General features: G+C 67.5%; 2 protein-coding genes. One reads left to right on the top strand and one right to left on the bottom strand.

Translation table 11 applies throughout. The features are described 5' to 3' along the window. A partial coding sequence (ppc, locus tag JYJ84_RS33240) for a phosphoenolpyruvate carboxylase (RefSeq protein WP_205190022.1) occupies positions 1 to 1,696 on the top strand: 1,696 nt, incomplete at its 5' end. Between the two features lie 124 nt (positions 1,697 to 1,820). Here ppc and JYJ84_RS33235 read toward each other — a convergent pair. Continuing rightward, positions 1,821 to 2,573: a class I SAM-dependent methyltransferase gene (locus JYJ84_RS33235; protein ID WP_122946016.1), complete on the bottom strand. Its 753-nt coding sequence runs from the start codon at positions 2,571 to 2,573 to the stop codon at positions 1,821 to 1,823. Positions 2,574 to 2,806: the final 233 nt, after the last annotated feature.

The following is a 2,806-nucleotide window of genomic DNA, read 5'->3' as shown; positions in this document are numbered from 1 at the left end:
AGCGTTCGTCGCCGACCTGAAGGTGCTGACCGCGTCGCTCGACGAACACCACGGCACGTCGCTCGCCGCGCCGCGCCTCGCGCCGCTCGTGCGCGCGGCCGAAGTGTTCGGCTTCCATCTCGCGAGCATCGACCTGCGCCAGAGCTCCGACATCCACGAAGCCGTGGTCGCCGAACTGTTCGCACGCGCGGGCGTCGAGGCCGACTATGCGGCGCTTGCCGAGGAAGACAAGCTGCGCGTGCTGCTCGCCGCGCTTGCCGATCCGCGCCCGCTGCGCTCGCCGTACTTCGAATATTCGGCGCTCGCGCAGAGCGAGCTCGGCGTATTCGAGAAGGCGCGCGAAGTCCGCGCGCAATTCGGCGCACGCGCGGTACGCAACTACATCATTTCGCATACGGAAACCGTCAGCGACCTCGTCGAAGTGCTGCTGCTGCAGAAGGAGACGGGCCTGCTCGAAGGCGCGCTCGGCGTACCGGGCGGCGATGCGAAGAACAGCCTGATGGTGATCCCGCTGTTCGAGACGATTCCCGACCTGCGCGACGCCGCTCGCATCATGCGCGAATACTTCGCACTGCCGGGCATCGACGCGCTGATCGCGCACCAGGGCGCCGAGCAGGAAGTGATGCTCGGCTATTCGGACAGCAACAAGGACGGCGGCTTCCTTACGTCGAACTGGGAGCTGTATCGCGCGGAGCTCGCGCTCGTCGACCTGTTCCGCGACCGCAAGATCACGCTGCGCCTGTTCCACGGCCGCGGCGGCACGGTCGGCCGCGGCGGCGGCCCGACCTACCAGGCGATCCTGTCGCAGCCGCCGGGCACCGTGAACGGCCAGATCCGCCTGACCGAACAGGGCGAGGTGATCGCGAGCAAGTTCGCGAACCCGGAGATCGGCCGCCGCAACCTCGAGACGGTCGTCGCCGCGACGCTCGAGGCGACGCTCCTGCCGCAGAACAACGCGCCCGCACAGCTGCCGGCGTTCGAGGCCGCGATGCAGACGCTGTCGGATTCGGCGATGGCCGCGTACCGCGCGCTCGTCTATGAAACCCCGGGCTTCACCGACTATTTCTTCTCGTCGACGCCGATCACCGAGATCGCCGAGCTGAACATCGGCAGCCGCCCGGCTTCGCGCAAGCTGCAGGATCCGAAGCAGCGCAAGATCGAGGACCTGCGCGCGATTCCGTGGGGCTTCTCGTGGGGCCAGTGCCGGCTGCTGCTGACGGGCTGGTACGGTTTCGGCAGCGCGGTGAGTGCGTATCTCGACGGTGCGCAGGACGACGCCGAGCGCACGAAGCGCGTCGCGCTGCTGAAGAAGATGAACAAGACCTGGCCGTTCTTCGCGAACCTGCTGTCGAACATGGACATGGTGCTCGCGAAGACCGATCTTGCAGTTGCGTCGCGCTACGCGCAGCTCGTTTCCGATCGCAAGCTGCGCAAGCACGTGTTCGAGCGGATCGTCGCGGAATGGGAGCGCACGTCGCAGGCGCTGGCGGAAATCACGGGGCACGAAGGCCGCCTCGCGACCAACCCGCTGCTCGCGCGCTCGATCAAGAACCGCTTCCCGTATCTCGACCCGCTGAACCACCTGCAGGTCGAGTTGATCAAGCGCCACCGCGCGGGCGACACGAACGCGCGGCTGCGTCGCGGGATTCACCTGACGATCAACGGGATCGCGGCCGGTCTGCGCAACACGGGCTGATCCGCATGCGGCGCGGGTTCGTTCCGCGCCGGCCGGCATCGTGAAAGCCGCGATACGCCACCGTACCCACGGTGCGTATCGCGGCTTTTTTCATGCGTCGGCGAAACGGCAGCACACCTCGCGCTCAGTGCGCGTCGATCAGCAGTGCGTCGTGTTCGAACGAACCGTCGGGCTGCACCGCGTAGTAGCCGCGCACCTCGTCCGGCGCATGCGCCCACAGCGCACGAATGCCGGTGACGCTGTCGGCCGGCGTGCGGATACGCGCGACCCACGTATCGAAATCGATCGGCAGGCGCCAGCGGCTGTGCACGTGCGCGTCGAAGCCGGCTTCGCGGAACATCGCGAGCCATTCGTCCGCGCGGTAGTCGCGCACATGCGACGCGTCGCGCAGCACTTCCGCGGCCTGCAGGTACGTATCGAGGAGCGGATGGTCGTTGCCGGCGATGTCGATCATCAGCACGCGGCCGCCCGGCTTCAGCACGCGGCGCACCTCGGCAAGCGCCGCGCGCATGTCGTGCCAGTGGTGCGCGCTCATCCGGCTCACGACCCAGTCGAACGTCGCCGTCTCGAACGGCAGTTGTTCGGCTGGGCCCTGCTGCGTACGGATGTTCGCGAGCCCACGCTCGCGCGCGGCGTCGTCGACAGTCGCGAGCATCTGCGCGGCGAGATCGTAGGCGACCACCTCGCGCACGTGCGGCGCGACCGCGAAGCTCGCATGGCCGGCGCCGCAGCCGAGGTCGAGCACCGCGGCCTCGGGCGTCGCGCGCACCGCGTCGGCGAGCGTCTGCAGATCGGCGCCCGTCGCGTGGACCGTGCTCGTCAGATAGGCGGCGGCCGTCGTGCCGAATGCGTCGGCGACCTGGTCGTGGTGTTTCATCGTTCGCTCCTTTGTACCGTTGCCGGTGCGACAAGCACCTCGGCGCCTGCTCCGGCCCCATGCAACGCGTTTTGTGGGACGCTCGCTGCCCTGCCAGCGCGCGAGCCGCTACAATAGGCCTGCGTTTGTACCAGTACAAGTTAAGCAGTTATTCTGGTATTCGATACACCTGTCTGATCGTTGCCGCATCCCCGCTTCCATTTCGCCGTTTCCGCATGAACCACCCGTCCTCT

It is taken from the genome of Burkholderia sp. LMG 13014, assembly GCF_905232215.1.
Lineage (GTDB): Bacteria > Pseudomonadota > Gammaproteobacteria > Burkholderiales > Burkholderiaceae > Burkholderia.
Note: the sequence above shows the minus strand (reverse complement) of the source record. Positions and strands in the feature narration are given on the sequence as shown.

What these genes read in the sequence shown, in the direction of transcription:
- JYJ84_RS33235 (WP_122946016.1), bottom strand. Translation starts at nt 2,573, where the DNA reads ATGAAACACCACGACCAGGTCGCCGACGCATTCGGCACGACGGCCGCC.